At 64.6% G+C, this 17,310-nt stretch carries 17 protein-coding genes; 13 read left to right on the top strand and 4 right to left on the bottom strand.

Annotated elements, in window-relative coordinates; translation table 11 throughout:
• Positions 1–16: 16 nt before the first annotated feature.
• Both ORS3428_RS27140 and ORS3428_RS27135 read right to left on the bottom strand, forming a co-directional pair.
• Positions 17–1,798 carry a chloride channel protein gene (locus tag ORS3428_RS27140; protein ID WP_071101354.1) on the bottom strand — a complete coding sequence of 594 codons (1,782 nt, stop codon included), beginning with the start codon at positions 1,796–1,798 and terminating at the stop codon, positions 17–19.
• 243 nt (positions 1,799–2,041) lie between these two features.
• On the bottom strand, positions 2,042–2,767 hold the full coding sequence (locus ORS3428_RS27135) for an NAD-dependent epimerase/dehydratase family protein (protein WP_071101482.1): 726 nt from the start codon (positions 2,765–2,767) through the stop codon (positions 2,042–2,044).
• A 62-nt stretch (positions 2,768–2,829) separates the two neighbouring features.
• On the opposite strand from ORS3428_RS27135, the gene ORS3428_RS27130 reads away from it, so the two are divergent.
• The 9 genes from ORS3428_RS27130 to ORS3428_RS27090 all read left to right on the top strand — a co-directional run bounded on the left by ORS3428_RS27130 (position 2,830) and on the right by ORS3428_RS27090 (position 10,541).
• Positions 2,830–3,309, top strand: coding sequence for a MarR family winged helix-turn-helix transcriptional regulator (locus tag ORS3428_RS27130; protein ID WP_071101353.1), 480 nt, complete (start codon positions 2,830–2,832; stop codon positions 3,307–3,309).
• Positions 3,310–3,396: 87 nt separating this feature from the next.
• On the top strand, positions 3,397–5,484 hold the full coding sequence (gene flhA / locus ORS3428_RS27125) for a flagellar biosynthesis protein FlhA (RefSeq protein ID WP_071101352.1): 2,088 nt from the start codon (positions 3,397–3,399) through the stop codon (positions 5,482–5,484).
• On the top strand, positions 5,481–6,233 hold the full coding sequence (gene fliR / locus ORS3428_RS27120; protein ID WP_071101351.1) for a flagellar biosynthetic protein FliR: 753 nt from the start codon (positions 5,481–5,483) through the stop codon (positions 6,231–6,233). Before flhA ends, fliR begins: the two co-directional genes overlap by 4 nt.
• Positions 6,234–6,237: 4 nt before the next feature.
• A complete protein-coding gene (locus tag ORS3428_RS27115) occupies positions 6,238–6,621 on the top strand; it encodes a hypothetical protein (RefSeq protein WP_071101350.1) in 384 nt (127 codons plus the stop codon).
• A gap of 179 nt (positions 6,622–6,800) precedes the next feature.
• Positions 6,801–8,321: an FAD-dependent oxidoreductase gene (locus ORS3428_RS27110; RefSeq protein WP_071101349.1), complete on the top strand. Its 1,521-nt coding sequence runs from the start codon at positions 6,801–6,803 to the stop codon at positions 8,319–8,321.
• Positions 8,322–8,520: 199 nt separating this feature from the next.
• The gene (locus tag ORS3428_RS27105) at positions 8,521–9,090 is read left to right on the top strand and encodes a rod-binding protein (RefSeq protein ID WP_244508116.1); all 570 of its coding nucleotides are present in this window, start codon (positions 8,521–8,523) and stop codon (positions 9,088–9,090) included.
• An 8-nt stretch (positions 9,091–9,098) separates the two neighbouring features.
• Positions 9,099–9,521, top strand: a complete 423-nt coding sequence (locus ORS3428_RS27100; RefSeq protein ID WP_071101347.1) for a hypothetical protein — start codon at positions 9,099–9,101, stop codon at positions 9,519–9,521.
• Between the two features lie 30 nt (positions 9,522–9,551).
• Positions 9,552–10,073 carry a hypothetical protein gene (locus ORS3428_RS27095; RefSeq protein WP_071101346.1) on the top strand — a complete coding sequence of 174 codons (522 nt, stop codon included), beginning with the start codon at positions 9,552–9,554 and terminating at the stop codon, positions 10,071–10,073.
• Positions 10,074–10,256: 183 nt separating this feature from the next.
• The gene (locus ORS3428_RS27090) at positions 10,257–10,541 is read left to right on the top strand and encodes an SCP2 sterol-binding domain-containing protein (protein ID WP_071101345.1); all 285 of its coding nucleotides are present in this window, start codon (positions 10,257–10,259) and stop codon (positions 10,539–10,541) included.
• A gap of 161 nt (positions 10,542–10,702) precedes the next feature.
• Here the strand turns inward: ORS3428_RS27090 and ORS3428_RS27085 are convergent, their stop codons facing one another.
• The gene (locus tag ORS3428_RS27085; RefSeq protein WP_071101344.1) at positions 10,703–11,311 is read right to left on the bottom strand and encodes a GNAT family N-acetyltransferase; all 609 of its coding nucleotides are present in this window, start codon (positions 11,309–11,311) and stop codon (positions 10,703–10,705) included.
• 153 nt (positions 11,312–11,464) lie between these two features.
• On the bottom strand, positions 11,465–12,598 hold the full coding sequence (gene odc2 / locus ORS3428_RS27080; RefSeq protein ID WP_071101343.1) for an ornithine/lysine decarboxylase: 1,134 nt from the start codon (positions 12,596–12,598) through the stop codon (positions 11,465–11,467).
• 541 nt (positions 12,599–13,139) lie between these two features.
• Here odc2 and ORS3428_RS27075 point away from each other — a divergent pair.
• The 4 genes from ORS3428_RS27075 to ORS3428_RS27060 all read left to right on the top strand — a co-directional run bounded on the left by ORS3428_RS27075 (position 13,140) and on the right by ORS3428_RS27060 (position 17,213).
• Positions 13,140–14,339, top strand: coding sequence for an amidase (locus ORS3428_RS27075; RefSeq protein ID WP_071101342.1), 1,200 nt, complete (start codon positions 13,140–13,142; stop codon positions 14,337–14,339).
• A 2-nt stretch (positions 14,340–14,341) separates the two neighbouring features.
• On the top strand, positions 14,342–15,241 hold the full coding sequence (locus ORS3428_RS27070; protein ID WP_071101341.1) for a LysR family transcriptional regulator: 900 nt from the start codon (positions 14,342–14,344) through the stop codon (positions 15,239–15,241).
• Positions 15,242–15,329: 88 nt separating this feature from the next.
• Positions 15,330–15,998 carry a DUF1007 family protein gene (locus ORS3428_RS27065; protein ID WP_071101340.1) on the top strand — a complete coding sequence of 223 codons (669 nt, stop codon included), beginning with the start codon at positions 15,330–15,332 and terminating at the stop codon, positions 15,996–15,998.
• A gap of 6 nt (positions 15,999–16,004) precedes the next feature.
• Positions 16,005–17,213 carry a nickel/cobalt transporter gene (locus ORS3428_RS27060; RefSeq protein WP_071101339.1) on the top strand — a complete coding sequence of 403 codons (1,209 nt, stop codon included), beginning with the start codon at positions 16,005–16,007 and terminating at the stop codon, positions 17,211–17,213.
• The last annotated feature ends 97 nt before the right edge of the window (positions 17,214–17,310 follow it).

The raw sequence follows: 17,310 nt of genomic DNA, 5'->3' as shown, positions 1-17,310 counted from the left end.
GGAGCGGGAAATCCCGCTACCCCTCGCCCGAGAGATCCCGGCGCGCCTTGTCGAGTTCTTCGGCGTAGCGCCGCATCAGATGGCTTTCAGTCAGCAGACCGAGAACGATGCGATCGTCGAAATCCTCCACGACGGCCAGTTCTTCAGCGCCGGCGCGCTGAAAAGTCTCGGCGGCGGACTGGACGTTCATCGACGGCACTAGCACCGCATCCTTGAACTGGGCGAGCGCCTTGACCGGCGTCTCGCCGTCGGAGAGATCGCTGTGCAGTTCGGCGACGAGCARCACGCCGACATAATGCTCGCCCTGCTCGACGGCGATGACGCGCTGCGCCGAGCCGAGCGGGATTTCCTTGCGGAATTCGGCCAAGGTCGTCGAAGCCTCGATGGTGCGGACATCCTTGCGCATCATCGAGCCGACGGTGAGGCTGCGCATCCAGCCGACGTCATGGGCGCTGCGGATCGTCTCGCCGCGCAGATGGAAGCGCCAGGTCGAGAAGGAGTAGCCGAAGGTCTCGCGCACCAGGATCGCCGACATGATGGAAGCCGCCAGCACCACGCCGGTAAGCGTGAGGTCGCGGGTCGATTCCAGCGCCAGGAAAGTCATGGTCAGCGGGCCGCCGACGACGCCGACGGCAAGCGAGGTCATGCCGACGACGGCTGCGACCGCCGGGTCGAGACCCGTGGACGGTGCGGCGAGCGCCATGAGGCCGGCAAAGACCTTGCCCAGCAGCGCCCCCAGGAAGAGCGAGGCGAAGAACAGGCCGCCGCGGAAACCGGAGCCGAGCGATATGGCGGAGGCCGCGAGCTTCATCACGAAGACGCTTGCCACCACCGCGAGCCCGTAATTCATCGCGAACTCGCGATGCAGCGCGCCGTGGCCGCTGGAAAGGACCTGCGGCGTGACCAGCCCGAGCAAGCCGACAAGGATGCCGCCGATGAAGGGCCGCACCGAGGGGTCGATCGCCAGCTGCGCGAAGAGGCGTTCGACGATGCTCACCAGATGCATGATGGCGATCGAGGCAGCGCCGCCGAGCAAGCCTAGAAGCAGGAACGGCACGTACTGGCTGGCGGTCAGCGTCGGCAGGCCGGCGAGCTCCAGCGGGAACGGCACGCCGCCGAACACTTCCGCCGTCAACGCGGCCGAGATCGCCGCCGTCATGACCGGCGCGACATTGGCGACCGAGTAGATTCCGATGACCAGCTCGAACCCATAGAAGGCACCGGTCAGCGGCGCATCGAAGGCGGCCGCGATGGCGCCGGCGGCGCCGCAGCCGACCAGGATGCGGACGTCGTTGCGGCGCAGCCGGAAGGCGCGCGCCAGGCGGGAGGCAATGCCGGAACCGATCTGCGTGTAGCCGGCCTCGAGACCGACCGAGGCGCCGAAGCCGCTTGAGACCATCGTCTGGGCGACGATGATGAATGTATCGGTGAGCGACATGCGCCCGCCGTAAAGCGCATTGGCCTCGATCGGGTCGACGGGCGTGCGGAATTTTCGCTTGCGCAGCCAGATGACTGTGAGCCCGAGTAGAAGCCCGCCGATCGCCGGAAACATCGCCTGCACCGGATTGGCCAGCGAAAACATCGCCGAAAGCCGGCCGCCAGGCTGCACGTCGAAGAGCAGCCAATGCATGACTTGCACGAACTCGCTCATTCCGGTGACCAGCGCGCCGGCGACCACGCCGACCAGGCCGGCAAGCATCACGATGACGATGCCGCGCGCCTCGAGCACGGGGATCGAATTGATCAGCACCGCCCGAAGCCGGCGGGCRTAGACTTGCGGTTCGTTTCTGGCAGGCAACGGAACGGCTCGCCGGGTATGCAGAGGATGGAAGCTGCCGTGCGTGATAYGCCCGGCGGCAGTGCGTGACAACCGCAATGCCGACCGCTTATGGCGCCATTTTGGCGCTGCGCCGATTAACCGCGGCCGCCAAGGCCGGCACCCCGGATCGTGATCAATCGGGAATGGCCCGCGATCCGCCAGATGTGCTCCGGAACACTGCTTGCCGCTTCGACCACGGCAACCGGCCCCTTTGTCAATCGGTCACCCGGCAAGGCGAAAATCGGCGCGCCAGCCGAGCTCGCTGACAGCCTTCTCGATTGYGGCGTAAGTGCCCGGCTCCACGACGTTGAAGGCGCCCTGCGAACCGCGCTCCACCGCAAGCATCGCCGCATAGGCAGCGGCGTCGACATGCAATGCCGGATCGGCGGCGCTGTCGACCCCTGTGCCGGGCCCGTAAAGGTGGCCATAGCGCAGCACGATGCCTGTCATGGGAGCTTCGAGTACTTGCCGTTCGAGCGCGATGACGCCGCCAACGCTGATGCCGCGGCCGCCTTCGGCGCCGCTGTCGAGCGGATCGGCTTCCGCGTGCGGCTCGGGTCCGGGCGCGTAGACCCAGGCGATGCTTTGCGCGATCAGGCGCCTGGCGCCCGCGGCCTCTGCCGCCTCGACTAGGTTGCGGGTTCCCTCGTCGCGGATGCGGGCGTTTGCGATGATCGCTTCGCCCATCCTGGCGGGGTCGAGCCCGGGCGGGAGATCGGTGAGCTGATGGATGACGATTTCGGGCTGTGCCGCGGCAACGGCGGCGCRCAGGCCGCCGGCATCGAACACATCGACCACAACCGCATCGGCACCGAGCGCGCGCAGCTCCGCGACCTTCGCAGCCCGGCGCGTCGTCGCCGTCAACTGATGGCCGGCTTCCAGCAGCTGCGGAACCAAGCGGCGGCCGATCGCGCCGGAACCGCCGGCAAGAAAGATTCGATGGCCCATCGTCTTCCGCTCCATATCGCGATAATATCAGAGTTCGAACAACAAATAAGAGCTATGACATCATGCGCAAGCGCAGTGCGTCACCTGCAATCCCCGCGCCCGGCGAAGGCAAGCGCGGCGAGGAAGGCTACCTTGGCTACCTGCTCCGGCAGGCGGCGGGTGCCTACCGGCTGCGGGTGGAGCGGGAGCTGGCCGAATTCGGCGTGACGCAGCYRYAATTTGCCGCACTGACCATGCTGTCTGCCTATCCCRGCATCTCCAACGCCGATCTCGCCCGGCTCGCGATGCTGACCCCGCAGACGGTGAGCGTGATCGTCGGCAATCTGGAGAAGGCCGGATCGCTCGTCCGCAAGCCGCATGCGGTGCACGGCCGTATCCAGCATCTCGATCTCAGCGGCAGCGGCCGCGCCTTGCTGAAGAAGTGCCGCGAGCGCGTGCAGCGGCTCGAACGCGAACTGGCCGTCGGACTTTCCGCAAACGAAGAAGGCGCCGTCCGCCGCTGGCTGGTCGGCATCGCGACGGCTGACGCGGCACAGTCATAACTCGTCCACTCTCCCACCTTCGCGCAAGCTTGGCTCGTTACGGTCGAGGCCTGCCCTGTACCGGGCAGATCTGGATTCGAGGGCGACATGGCGATCAGCGAAACAATCCCGTCGGGCCTGGTGGCCAAGAACGGCCGCGACGTCTTCTTCGCGCTCGGCATCGTCATCATCCTGGCGGTGCTGTTCCTGCCTATCCCCGCCTTCCTCATCGATATCGGCCTTGCCTTCTCGATCGCGCTGTCGGTGCTGATCCTGATGGTGGCGCTGTGGATCCAGCGGCCGCTGGATTTCTCCTCCTTCCCGACCGTGCTGCTCATCGCCACGATGCTCAGGCTCTCCCTCAACATCGCCACAACGCGCATGATCCTGTCGCACGRCAATGAGGGCACGCATGCCGCAGGCTACGTCATCTCGGGCTTCTCGAAGCTGGTGATGTCGAGCGACTTCGTCATCGGCCTCATCGTCTTCATGATCCTGATCGTAGTGAACTTCATCGTCATCACCAAGGGTGCCACCCGTATCGCCGAGGTCGGCGCGCGCTTCACCCTCGACGCCATCCCCGGCAAGCAGATGTCGATCGACGCCGACCTTTCCGCCGGCATGATCGACGAGAAGACGGCGCAGCTGCGTCGCCGCGAGCTGGAAGAAGAATCCTCCTTCTTCGGCTCGATGGACGGTGCCTCGAAATTCGTGCGCGGCGACGCTATCGCCGGCCTCATCATCACCGCCATCAACATCGTCGGCGGCATCGCTATCGGCTATCTGCGCCACGGTATGGGCCTCGGCCAGGCGGCCGACGTCTTCATCAAGCTGTCGGTCGGCGACGGCCTCGTCACCCAGATCCCGGCCCTGATCGTCTCGCTCGCAGCCGGTATGCTCGTCTCCAAGGGCGGCACACGCGGCTCGGCCAACCAGGCGGTGTTCGGCCAGCTCGGCGCGCATCCGCGCGCGCTCTATGTCGCGGCCTCGCTGCTCGTCATCCTGGGTCTGATGCCAGGCCTGCCGCTGTTCCCGTTCTTTGCGCTGGCCGGCGCCATGGCCGGCCTCGGCTATGTCATCCCGCTGCGCCTAAGCCGGGCGCTGGCCGCGGTCGAAGCGCAGAAGAACAAGGAAAAGGCCGACAAGGCCGAAGAAGAGAAGAACTCCGTCAAGGCGTCGCTCGCCACTGCCGAGATCGAGCTTCTGATCGGCAAGCAGCTCTCGACCAGGCTGCTGGTGGCGCATCAGGAACTGGTGTTCCGCATGTCGAAAATGCGCAAGAAATTCRCCCAGCAATACGGCTTCGTCGTRCCGGAAGTGCGTGTCGCCGACGATTTCGCCATCCCGCCGAAGAGCTACCAGATCAAGGTCCACGGCACGGTCGTTGCCGAATACCAGATGCGTGTCGGCGAGATCATGGTGCTGCTCGGCACGCGCGGCGTGCCCGACATCCCCGGCGAGGAGATCCGCGAGCCGGYCTTCGGCATGCGCGCCTATTCGGTACTTGAAACCTTCGCCGAGGATCTGAAGCGCGAGAATTACACCTTCGCCGACAATATGTCGGTGCTGCTCACCCACCTTTCGGAAGTCATCCGCAACAACCTGCCGCAGCTCCTGTCCTACAAGGACATGAAGGCGCTGCTCGAGCGGCTCGACCCCGAATACCGCAAGCTCGCCGACGAGATCTGCACCTCGCACATCTCCTATCCCGGCCTGCAGGCGGTGCTGAAGCTTCTGCTTGCCGAGCGGGTCTCGATCCGCAACCTGCACCTGATCATCGAGGCCATCGCCGAGATCGCCCCRCATGTACGCCGCACCGAGCAGATCGTCGAACATGTCCGCATCCGCATGGCGCAACAGATTTGCGGCGATCTCTCCGAGGGCGGCATGCTCAAGGTGCTGCRCCTCGGCAACCGCTGGGATCTTGCCTTCCACCAGAGCCTCAAGCGTGACGCCAAGGGCGAGGTGCGCGAGTTCGACATCGACCCGCGCCAGCTCGAGGAATTCGGCCAGGACGCGACCAAGGCGATCCGCAAACATCTCGAGGCCGGCGAGCGCTTCGTGCTCGTCACCGCGCCGGATGCGCGCCCCTATGTGCGCATGATCATCGAGCGGCTCTTCACGACGCTTCCCGTTCTCTCCCATGTCGAGATCGCCAAGGGCGTCGAGATCAAGGTGCTTGGGACGATCTCGTGAACGCGCTCACGCAAGGCGTCGTCATTGCCGCCTTCCTTGCCTTCTGCCGAATCGGCGCCTGCTTCATGYTGATGCCGGGCTTGTCGGGCGCCCGCGTGCCGATCCAGGTCCGGCTGTTCGCGTCGGTCGCCGCCACCGGCGGCCTGCTCGCCTTCCTGTGGGATCGCATCTACCCCCATGTCGACTCGCGCCCGCAGATCCTGGCGCCGATGATCGTCTCCGAGCTTCTGGTCGGCGGCCTGATCGGCGCCATGACGAGGCTCTACATGGAAGCGCTCCGCTTCATGGGCTCGGCCATCGCCATGATGATCGGCTATGGCGGCTCGGGCGGACCGGCGATCGAGGAGCCGGAGCCGCAGGCAGCGCTTGCCGCTATCATCTCGTTCTCGGCGCTACTTCTGCTCTTCGTCTTCGATTTCGACCACGAGATCGTGCGCGCCCTGGTCGCTTCCTACACGGTCGCCCCGGTCAACGTGTTCTTCAATCCGCAGGCGGCGCTCGTCGATGTCACCGACACCGTGGCGGACGCTTTCTTCCTCGTCATCCGGCTCGGCAGCCCCTTCGTCGCCTACGCCATCCTGGTCAACCTGACGATCGGCTTCGTCAACAAGCTGACGCCGCAGATCCCGGTCTATTTCATCTCGCTGCCCTTCGTCATCGCCGGCGGGCTGATCATCTTCTACTTCGCCATCGGCACCTTGCTGTCGCTGTTCGTCGACGGCTTCGTCGACCTCACGCTGGCGAGATAGGCCGATGACCACGCGCAAGGATCGCCTGAAGAAGCTGGTCAAGGTGCAGGAGCAACTGAAGGCGCTGCACGAGACCCGCCATGCCGGCTTTCTCGCAGCGGCAGCGGCCGCGGAATCGGAAGCGAAAGAACTTATCGGGCATTTCGATGCCGGTGGCTCGCTGGCCGGCCTGTTTCCGGAACTCTACCATCGCCGCATTGCCGACGCGCTCGGCCGGCAGAAACAGAGCCTCGAGAATGCCCGGCAGGAGGCGGCGCTGATTGCCACCGCAACCGCCCRCACCAACATGGTCGAGCGCGCCTACAGGGACGTGCGCCGCCGCGACGAGCGCGAGCGCTCCGACCGCGAGCGTCTCGACCTTATCATGCAGAGGCGGCGCGACGAGTAGCGGCGAGAATTCCGCCGCCGGCCCGATGTTGACGTTTTGACACCGTCGCGCGCGGCGATGCGGCAGCGATGACGCCGGGCAATCAATCTCAGGAACCTTTTGCCCGGCGCGGCGTCAATTCTGGGTCCGACATCCTGGATGGATGGATCGTCGGCAAACCATCCAAAGGAGAGCCACCGATGGCCGCGCAGAAAAATCCTGATGTAGGCCCCGACCTGACGGTCGGAGTGTCGATTGACGCATTTGGCGACAGGGGGATGCTCGGGGGGCATGTCGGCGAGGAGCCGGTGCTTCTGGCGCGTGTCGGCGAGGAAGTGCTGGCGGTCACGGGCAAGTGCACTCACTACGGCGGGCCGCTGGCCGAAGGGATCGTAGTCGACGACACGGTTCGTTGCCCCTGGCACCACGCCTGCTTCAATCTCCGTACCGGCGAGGCAGTCGCCGCGCCCGCCTTCGACCCTCTGCAGCGATGGAATGTGGAGCGCCGAGGCGATCGCATCTTCGTGACCGGCAAGGCAGACAAAGAGGCCACGCCGTCGCCGCAGAACGATGCGGCTGGTCAACAGGAGCGCATCGTCATTGTGGGTGGTGGCGCGGCCGGGTTCGCGGCGGCCGAAATGCTGCGCCGCAGTGGGTTCGCCGGCGAAATCACCATGCTCAGTTCGGATGATGACGCACCATACGATCGACCTAATCTGTCCAAGGACTATCTTGCCGGGACGGCGCCGGAGGCGTGGATTCCGCTGCGCGGCCCCAAATTCTACGCCCGCAACAACATCGATCTCCAGTTGCGGACGACATGTGAGCATATCGACGTCGATGGGCGGGCGGCGATTGGGAGCGACGGGCGGGCTTTTCCCTTCGACCGCCTTCTGCTGGCGACGGGGGCTGAGCCGGTTCGCCTGCCGATTGCCGGCGCCGATTCCGACCATGTCTTCACATTGCGGTCGCTGGCCGACAGCCGCGCCGTCATCGAGCGCGCCCAAAACTCGAAGACGGCTGTCTTGCTTGGCGCGGGCTTCATCGGCCTGGAAGTCGCGGCCTCCCTGCGCAAGCGCGGCATCGCGGTCCATGTAGTCGCGCCGGAGGACTATCCGCTCGGAGCCGTCCTTGGATCGGRGCTCGGCGCATTCATCCGTTCGCTGCACGAAGAGCGTGGCGTCGTTTTCCATATGGGCGCCCGGGCCGAGCGGATTACCGCCGAGGCRGTCGCGGTGAGCGACGGCAGTGTGATCGATGCCGATCTGGTCGTCGTCGGCGTCGGCGTGAGGCCGCGCATTTCACTGGCCGCCGAAGCGGGCATCGCTGTCGACCAGGGTGTGCTCGTGAACGAATTCCTCGAGACGAGCGTGGCCGRCATATTCGCTGCCGGCGACGTCGCCCAATGGCTTGACTTGAATACGGCTGAATCGCGGCGCGTCGAGCATTGGGTCGTGGCGCAGCGCCAAGGGCAGATCGCGGCGCAAAACATGCTCGGCCTTCGGCAGCCCTTCTCCAGCGTTCCCTTCTTCTGGAGCGAGCACTACGACGTATCGATCCRCTATGTCGGCTACGCCCGGTCATGGGACTCCGTCGAGATCGACGGCAGCATTGCCGATCGTAATTGTCTGGTCGGCTATAAGAAGGACGGCAAGGTTGTCGCCATTGCCGCCATCGGCCGCGACGTGCAGGCGCTGACCTGCGAAGTTTCCATGGCTTGATCGCGCGCTCGAACGCGAAACGCTCCGGCTGCGCGAAAAGCCCGCGCACGAGCTGTCATGCCAGCGATGCGTACCTGCGTACAGCGGCCGTACGATCCGGCTTCGGCAACCAATCGGCAAGGCCAACCCCCTGGTAAGCCTGCCACAAGCTTGTTGGGCCATTCTGAGGATAACAAAACCGGCAGAGAGGCGGACTTTCTTGGCGATCTCACCCCCCAGCGACATCGTGATGGATGTTGCCCGCGCGGCGGAGCCGGCCGATGTCGAGGCCGCGCGCGCGGCGCTTGCAAGACGGGCCGGTGGGGCTCCGGGCACGTTCTCGATCGACCAGGCCRCATCCATCGATGCCGGCTCCGTACTGTCGCGCGCCACCGCCGACAAGGCCGAGGCAGCCAACCCGGCGAAGAAGTTCCAGCGCTTCGAGGCGATGGTGCTGCAGACCTTCATCCAGAACATGATGCCCAAGGATGCCGAGGGCGTTTATGGCAAGGGCCTGGCCGGCGACATGTGGAAGTCGCAGCTCGCCGAGCAGCTCGCCAATGTCATGGCCGCGCGCGGCGGCATCGGCATCGCCAGGTCGATGCTTGCCGACCACTATCTCGACGGCAAGCGCACCGTGCCCGTGGGCCCTGTTGGAGGGGGACCACAGAAGGCCGAGATCGACCGGCAGACCAGCCTTTCGACCTCCATGGTCGAGGAGCTTGAGCGCAAGGTCGCCCGCTCGATGACCGGCGACGAGACAACCATAAAAACAGACACCAAGATCTAGGGACCTAAATGGCCGACCAAACGGACCTTTCCAATCTGCCAGCACGAACCACCGCCACGGAGGCGCCGATCGCGTCTGCGCGGCCCGGCAACCTCGCCGCCATCATCGGYCGCATCGAGGAAGCGGTGGACGAGGAAACGGCCGGTATCCGCAGCGGAACCGGCTACGATCTCAAGGCCTCGAACGCCCGCAAGAGCCGATATCTCTACGAACTGACGCGGGCCTTGAAAGGTGCCAACGAGATCGAGTTCCTCGAGCAGCATCGCGAGGCGCTGGCACGGCTGCGCCAGAAACTGGCGAAGAACGAGGCGGCGATCCTTGCCCATCTGAACGCCGTCAACGAGGTCGCCACGCTGCTGAAGAACGCCATCCAGCGCGCCGATGCCGACGGCACCTATTCTGCCGGCGAATTCGGATACGCACGGGCTTGATCGTATGACGACGGCGCAAGGAAGGATCCGGTGATCAAGTTCATCGCCGCAGCGCTTTGGATCTGCGCCGTAACGCTCGGCGCGGTGTTCTATTCCTTCCAGGCGGCGGGCGAGCGCGGCGTCGGCCAGCCGCCGAAGCCGATGCTGGGCGGGCTCGACTACGTCAAGACCGACATCATTTCGGTGCCGCTTATCCGCAATGCCAAGATCGACGGCTATTTCCTCACCAAGCTCGTCTACACGGTGGAACCGGACCAGATAAAGAAACTGTCGGTTCCGGCGCYGGCGCTGATAACCGACCAGGTCTACTCCTACCTCTATTCCAATCCGCAGATCGATTTCACCAAGAAGGAGACGATCGATCTCGACGCTTTCCGCAAATCGATCCGCGACACCGTCAACGCCCGCGTCGGCGTCGAGCTGGTGCACGACGTGYTGGTCGACCAGGTGAACTTCCTGTCCAAGGACGAAATCCGCGACAACGCGATTCGCCGCCGCAAAAATGCCGGCGAGACAGCCCAGGAAATGACCAAGGCGTTCAAACAGCATTGATCGTTGCCAGAGGCTTCTCTGGCCCGACATGATGCGAGATGCCGCATGYCACCACGTTGACGTAAACGTCAACCGAACGCTATATGCGCTGGTGGCCGTGGCGCGCCCTGCGCGACGCGGCGCCCTCCGCCCAGCGGCCAAGGGCCGGTGCGCGTCAAACGCAACCAAACGAGGAGAACCGCCATGGGCGTTCAGGAGATTGCCGACAGGATCAGGTCGCGCATARCAGACGCCGGCTTCGAGCACTCGGTCAAGTTCGACACCGACGGCGACGGCGTCATCGTCATCGACGGCGCGACCGTCTCGACCAACGATGCCCCGACCGACTGCACGGTCAAGCTTTCGCTCGAGGACCTCGACTTACTGATCGCCGGCGACCTCAACCCGACCATGGCCTTCATGGCCGGCAAGCTGAAAGTCGAGGGCGATATGACCGTCGCTATGGCGCTCAGCCAACTGCTCGGCTGACCGACGATCCACCTGGAAGCGGATCGTCCTCGCATCAATGCATGTCGCCCAAAACTGGGCAGCGGCTTTGCGAATACGACATGCACAAAAGCCAAACCGAAGCGGCGCCGCGCCACCAAGCGCGCAGCGCCGCTTCGTATTTTCCATCGGCCTAGCGCTTGTCAGGCCACGAAACCCAGCGCCTGTCCCTTGATCTTGCGGCCGGCGGCTTTGATCGTGCCCCTGGCGCCATCGAGCGCGCCTTCCTTCAGTTCCAGCGCCAGCAGACGGTGCCGCTCATAGGGACCAGGCATGGCGAGCGAGCCCGTGCGGTCGGCCGAGAAGCCGAAGCGCCCGTAATAGGGCGCATCGCCGACGAGCAGGATCGCACCATGCCCGAGGCGCGCAGCCTCAACGATCGCGTGCCACATCAAAGCCGAGCCGATGCCGGCGCTCTTCAGCGACGGCTCGACCGCCAGCGGACCGAGCAGAAGTGCTGCCGGACCGCCCTCGCCCAGCATCACATCCCACAGCCRAACCGTGCCGACGATCGCGCCCGACGGATCGCGCGCGACGAAAGCCAGGCCTTCCGATGGCCGGCGGCCGCGCCGCAGCTTTTCGGACGACTTCTTCCTGCGCTTCGGCCCCATGGCACGGTCGAGCAACGCTTCGCGCGCCGGCGCGTCGCYGGCACCTTCGGCGATGACGACGAAAGCGCGCGCAATCTCCCCCTCGAGGGGGGAGACTACCCGGCGCGCGGCGCCCTCAATGATGAAATCTGCAATGTCCATTTCCGCGATCCTTCACGAGCGGAGATCTGTTCCACAAGCGAGCCGAGGCGGGCGATCAGCGTCGCCTGCGCCGGATGATCTGAAGGCTCTCAGCGCATTTTCAGGCGACGTGGAATCCGGTTCGCCGTCCGAAAATGCGCCAAGAAAGCGCCTTCAGATCACGTAGGATCGGAGAGGCTCGAAGCCGTTGAACGCGACCGCCGAGTAGGTGGTCGTGTAGGCGCCGGTGCCTTCGATCAGCACCTCGTCGCCGATGGTCAGCGACAGGGGCAGCGGATAAGGCGTCTTCTCGTAGAGCACGTCGGCCGAATCGCAGGTCGGGCCGGYGAGCACGCAAGGCGCGGTCTCCGAGCCGTCACGCGGCGTGACGATCGGATAGCGGATCGCCTCGTCCATGGTCTCGGCGAGACCGCCGAACTTGCCGATGTCGAGGAACACCCAGCGGACATTGTCGTTGTCGGCCTTCTTCGAGATCAGCACGACTTCCGACTTGATGACGCCGGCATTGCCGACCATGCCGCGGCCCGGCTCGATAATCGTCTCGGGCAGCGCGTTGCCGAAATGCTTGCGCAGCGCCGAGAAGATCGCCTGGCCGTAAGCCTGCGCCGCCGGCACGTCCTTCAGGTAACGGGTCGGGAAGCCGCCGCCCATATTGACCATCTTCAGGACGATGCCTTCCTCGGCGAGCGTAGCGAACACCTTCTTGGCGTCGCCCAGCGCACGGTCCCAGGCCGACAGATCGGTCTGCTGCGAGCCGACATGGAACGACACGCCATAGGCATCGAGGCCGAGGCCCTTGGCATGGCGCAGCACGTCGACGGCCATCGCCGGCACGCAGCCGAACTTGCGCGACAGCGGCCATTCGGCGCCCTCGCCGTCGGTGAGCACGCGGCAGAACACGCGCGAGCCGGGGGCGACGCGGGCGATCTTCTCGACCTCCTCGACGCAGTCCACAGCGTAGAGGCGGATGCCGAGCTGGTAGGCGCGCAGGATGTCGCGCTCCTTCTTGATGGTGTTGCCGAAGGAAATGCGGTCCGCCGGCGCGCCGGCGTCCATCGCCATCTCGACCTCGGCAACCGATGCGGTGTCGAAGGACGAGCCCATCGCAGCAAGAAGGCGCAGGATCTCCGGCGCCGGGTTTGCTTTCACCGCATAATAGATCTTGGAATCGGGCAGCGCCCGCTGGAAGGCGCGGAAATTGTCGCGCACGACATCGAGGTCGACGACGAGGCAGGGGCCGTTCGGACGTCGGGTGGCGAGAAAGTCAAGGATGCGCTGAGTGRCCATAGAGGTCTCCCCATCTGCGCCTTTCGGGCGCGCACAAAGCTGCGRGATGCGGGCGCTCAGCCTCGCGAACTCGCGGTGGACAAAGGCGGGACGAAAAATCCGTGGAACCAGCCGGTGGAGACCCCGGAACCACGAATCGCCGTCTCGCGGCGATGAACCTGGCCTTGCCCGGCCTCGGTTCGCTTTGTCTGCCTTGGCTTGGATGGGAGACTCCCGTCCTCACTGCCGGCAATGAAGGTGTGCCTCTTCAGTAACCCCGGTCTTTGGACGACCGGCAGACACTAGAAAGGCCCGCACCGTCGTTGCTTCAAGATGTCCTCGGTCTGGCGGTTGGCCACTAGACCGACTGGAGGGGTTGGCTCCAGTTACCTTACCGATTGCCCTCACCATTCGAGGATCGGCGGACACCCACAGGCACGTGCGACTTTGGGCAACCGCGATATAAGGGCGAAGGGTTTTACAATCAATAAAAATCGTAAGCGGCGGTTGTAAAAATTCCGGCATCGAACAATGTTTGTGGACCGTATCCGGAAATCGAACGATGCCAGGAACCCAGGGCCCGCTCAACGCTTTCCTCGATCTGCGCCAAGTCGCTGTGGCCAATGCGGAATTGGGCCCGCTTGCCGGCCTGCGCCTGGYCGTCAAGGACATCTACGACGTTGCCGGCTACCGCACCGGCTGCGGCAACCCGCGCAAGTTCGAGGAAGCTGATGCCGCCTCGCGGACGGCCGATGCCGTGCAAGCGATTCTCAATGCCGGCGCGCGATTCGTTGGCAAGACGCAAACCGACGAGCTTGCGTTCTCGCTGTTCGGCCAGAATTCGCATTTTCCCTTTCCGGTGAACCCGGCCGCGCCCGAGCGCGTCACCGGCGGCTCCTCCTCCGGATCGGCATCCGCAGTCGCAGGAGGCCTTGCCGACATAGCCATCGGCTCCGACACCGGCGGCTCGATCCGCGCCCCGGCGAGTTTCTGCGGCCTGATCGGGCTTCGCACCACGCATGGCCGCATCTCGCTCGACGGCGCGATGAAGCTGGCGCCGAGCTTCGACACTTTCGGCTGGTTCGCCGACGGCATCGAAACCTACGAAGCCGTCGGCAAGCTGCTGCTCGGCCATGATTCGCACCAGCACCCGCTCAGCCGTCCGCTGTCGATCCGCTGGCTGGACGCTTTCGTTGCCRGCCCGGCCGAGGCTGCCGAATTTGACCGGATGAAGAAGCTGGCCGCCACCGTCATCGGCGAGCCGACCGAGACGGAACATGCTTTCGCCTCGTCTCCGGACGACCTCTATTGGTGCTTTCGCGGGCTGCAGGCATTCGAGGCCTGGCAGGTGCATGGCGGCTGGATCTCGGCGGRCAACCACGGCCTTGGCCCCGGCGTCGACGAGCGTTTTGGCTTCGGCCGCACGATCGATGCCGGCACGGCTGCCGCCGAGACGGCGCGCCGGGCGGCTTTCCGTTCAGAGTTCAGCGCCCTGCTCGGCGACAATGGCTTCCTCGTTCTGCCGACCGTTCCGGGCGCGGCGCCGCTTGCCGCCAGCACGCCAGAGCAGTTCCAGGCCTATCGCGAAAGGGCACTGCATCTCCTGTGCCTGGCCGGCCTGTCTGGCTTCCCGCAGATCACGCTGCCTTTGGGAAGTGTCGATGGCGCGCCCTTCGGCTTGTCGCTGCTCGGCCCTTCCGGCAGCGATGTCGCTTTGATACGGGTCGGCCGCAGGATTCTCGACGCGGCACGAAAGGTCTGATCATGGATACGTTGACCCGCATGCGCGCCTTCATCGATGTGGTCGAGGCAGAAGGTTTCTCGGCCGCCGCGCGCAAGATCGGCCGCTCGAAGGCGTTGCTGTCGAAATATGTGCGCGAGTTGGAGGACGAACTCGGCGCGCTGCTCTTGAACCGCACGACACGGCAGTTCTCGTTGACCGAGGCCGGCCACACCTACTACCAGCGTGCCTCCGAAATCGTGCGCGAGGTCGACAGCCTGGCCGACGCCGTGCGCGAATCCTCCGGCGACGTGCGCGGCCGCATCAAGCTTTCGGCGGCGCGCACCTTCGCCGACGCGCCGATCGGCCAGTCGCTGATCGACTTCGCCAAGYAGCACCCCGACATCGTCCTCGACATCCATCTCGACGACCGCTTCGTCGATCTGGTCGAGGAGGGTTTCGATCTCGCCGTGCGCATCTCGCGGCTGGAGAATTCCTCGCTGATCGCCAGGCGCCTGGCGCCGTTTTCGGTCAAGATCTGCGYATCGCCGGACTTTGTCGCGAAGCATGGCGCACCGACCCGCCCGCAGGRCCTCTCTCATATGCCCTGCATTATCGACACGAACGGCCGCTCCTTGGCCAACTGGCGCTTCAAGGGTGATGGCGAGGATTCCGTAACTGTCACCGTATCGGGTCCGATCGAGGTCAACAGCCCGATGGCGGCACGAGCCGCTGCGGTGTCGGGATTAGGCTTCACGATCCTGCCGGATTTCATCGCTGCCCCGGAAATCGCGTCCGGCAAGCTGATAACTGTGCTCGATGACCGCATTCTCTCGGGCAGCGGCATCTTCGCCGTCTATCCGCACCGCCGCTACCTGCCGGCCAAAGTCCGCGTCTTCGTCGATTTCCTGGTGCACTGGTTCAGGACGCGCGACGCCGCCTAGCCAACAAACCCAGGCGCGGTCCCAATTTCGCCCCCTTTCTGGTAACTCTCGTGACCCGCTCCCGAAGTCGACGGAATCGCAGCCTAGAATGCACCTGAAACGGCAAGCAACCATGCTGGCTTCTGCCCTGGCGGCAACATTTGYCGCGGTCGAGCCGGCCGAGGTGCATCCGCATGTCTTCGCCGAGGCCCGCCTCGACGTGATCCTCTCCCCGGATCACCAAAGCGTGAAAGCGCTGCGGCATCTGTGGCGCTTCGACGATCTCTTTTCGAGCACGGTGATGATGGAGTTCGACAAGAACTCCGACCTGAAGCTTGACGACAACGAACTCAAGGAAGTGGCCGACACTGTCCATTCCTCGCTGRCCGAGTTCAACTATTTCCAGCTGGTCACGCAGGACGGCAAGGACGTGACTATGGTCCCGCCGCCGCATCTGATGGCCAATTTCGAAAACGATCAGCTGATCATCCTGTTCGAGTCCGAACCGAAGACGCCGATAAAGCTTGCCGGCAAGATCGACATCGGCGTCTACGATCCGACCTTCTACACRGCGATCGACTTCACCGACGACGCCAACCTCACCGTCGAAGGGCTGCCCTCGAACTGCACCAAGAAGGTGATCCGTCCCGATCCGGATGAAGCGATCAAGGAAAACCAGAAGACCCTGACGGAAGCGTTCTTCAACGATCCGACGGRCACCAACATGAGCAAGATCTTTGCCACCAAGCTCGAACTGAACTGTCCGCCAGAAGGATAATCGGTGATGAAACCATCGCTGCGCTTGGCGCTCGGCCTCGCGGCCACCACCCTGGTGATGACGCATCTGCCCGGCCTCGCCCATGCCCAGAGCTCGCTCGGCATCGGCACCAATGACGGCATGGCGCCCAGCACGTCAGGCCCGTTCGCCCATATTCTGATGTGGATCAATCTGAGGCAGCAGGAATTCTATCATTCGCTTGCTGCCGCGATGAAGGCGATGCGCCAGGACGGYAGCAAGCTCTGGCTGCTGGTCGGCCTCTCCTTCGCCTATGGCATCTTCCACGCCGCCGGACCCGGTCACGGCAAGGCGGTGATCTCGTCCTACATGGTCGCCAACGAGGTCGCGCTCCGGCGCGGCATCATGCTCTCCTTCGTCTCGGCGCTGCTGCAGGGCCTCACCGCGGTCGTCGTCATGATGCTTGCCTATTTCGTGCTGCGCGGCACCGCGGTGTCGATGACCGATGCGGCATGGTTCCTCGAAATCTCGAGCTATGTGCTGGTGACCCTGTTCGGCGCTTGGCTGCTCTGGCGCAAGGCCGGCCCGRCCATCTTCAGGCTGTTCGGCGCCAGTCCGGCCTACAGTCTGTCGGCCGCCCATGCCGGTCATTCGCATGGCGGGCACTCGCATGCGAGCCATTCGCATGATGCCCACACGCATTCCCACGCCGCGCATGCCCATGCGTTGCACGCGCATCACGACCATGATCATGCGGCGCATTCGCATGCGCGAAGCCAAGACACCCATGATCACAGTGGGCACAATCATCACCATCACGACCACACGGCGCACAATCATGATCACGGGCATCATCACCACGGCCCGGGCGAAGTCTGCGAGACCTGCGGCCATTCGCATGCACCGGATCCGGCGCTGCTTTCGGGCGATCGTTTCGACTGGCGTACGGCCTGGTCGGCGGTGGCCGCGGTCGGCATCCGCCCCTGCTCCRGCGCGCTGATCGTGCTGAGCTTCGCGCTGCTCAACGGGCTCTGGATGGGCGGCCTGCTGTCGGTGTTCGYCATGTCGATCGGCACTGCGATCACCGTCTCGGCGCTGGCGACGATCGCTGTGACGGCCAAGAACTGGGCGGTCTATTTCGCCGGCGACGGACGCCTCGGCAACCGCATCCATTCAATCGTCGAAATCGGCGKCGCGGCTTTCATCTTCTTGGTCGGCCTGCTGCTTTTGTCGGCCGGCCTGACCGGCGGCGCCTGACTATAGGTTGCGCGAAGGTGTGTTGCGATTCAGGTCAGGCCGAGCCGAAAACGGTGGATTCCGAGAACCGGAGCGGAGCGTACTTGAAGTACGTGAG

This window comes from Mesorhizobium sp. ORS 3428 (assembly GCF_001854785.1).
In the GTDB taxonomy this organism is placed as follows: Bacteria; Pseudomonadota; Alphaproteobacteria; order Rhizobiales; family Rhizobiaceae; genus Mesorhizobium.
The sequence above is the reverse complement of the archived record's forward strand: the minus strand, read 5'-3'. Positions and strand labels throughout refer to the sequence as shown.